Annotated in this window: 1 protein-coding gene; it reads left to right on the forward strand. The window is 46.3% G+C overall.

The annotated features are described in order from the left end of the window. Positions 1 to 49: 49 nt before the first annotated feature. Positions 50 to 596, forward strand: a 547-nt coding sequence (locus D0T87_RS25085; RefSeq protein ID WP_163175389.1) for a phage integrase SAM-like domain-containing protein, incomplete at its 3' end; no start/stop codon positions are given.

Consider the following 596-nt stretch of genomic DNA (forward strand, 5'->3'; position numbering starts at 1 on the left):
TTAAGTTTGCATAAACTTAATAATTAGTATTCACTTTAAAAACAAATTTATGTCAAGTGTAACATTAGTTTATCGCCCTTCTATAAAGAAGGGACAGCATGCAGGTAGTTTATCCCTGCGTTTGATCCATGAACGGCAAGTAAAAGCAATCACATTAAAAGGCTGCCGTATTACCCCCGATGAGTGGGATCAGGATACACACAGTATCCTGATCCCTTCGGATAATCCCGACCGGGCCGCCTACCTGAAAGACGTTATCTCCCGGATCAATAGCGAGAGAGAAATGCTGAACCGGTTTATCTTAATGCTCGAAAATAAAGGGCGCTACCGTCTCAACGACCTGTTGTTGCTCTATCTGCGGCAGCACAGCGAGGGCACCTTGCAGGGGTATACCGAAACGCTGTTTAAGCTATTGACCTCACGTGGGCAATACCGTACTGCCCGTGCTTACCGCACGGTCACCCACGGCCTGCTCTCTTTCCATGGGGATACCCATCTCTCTTTAAAGCAGATCGACGCCCGCCTGATGAAAGACTTTGAGAGCCATCTGAAAAATAAAGGGTTGATGCTGAATACCATATCCTACTATATGCGCA

The organism is Bacteroides sp. 51, from assembly GCF_010500965.1.
Taxonomy (GTDB): domain Bacteria; phylum Bacteroidota; class Bacteroidia; order Bacteroidales; family Bacteroidaceae; genus Bacteroides.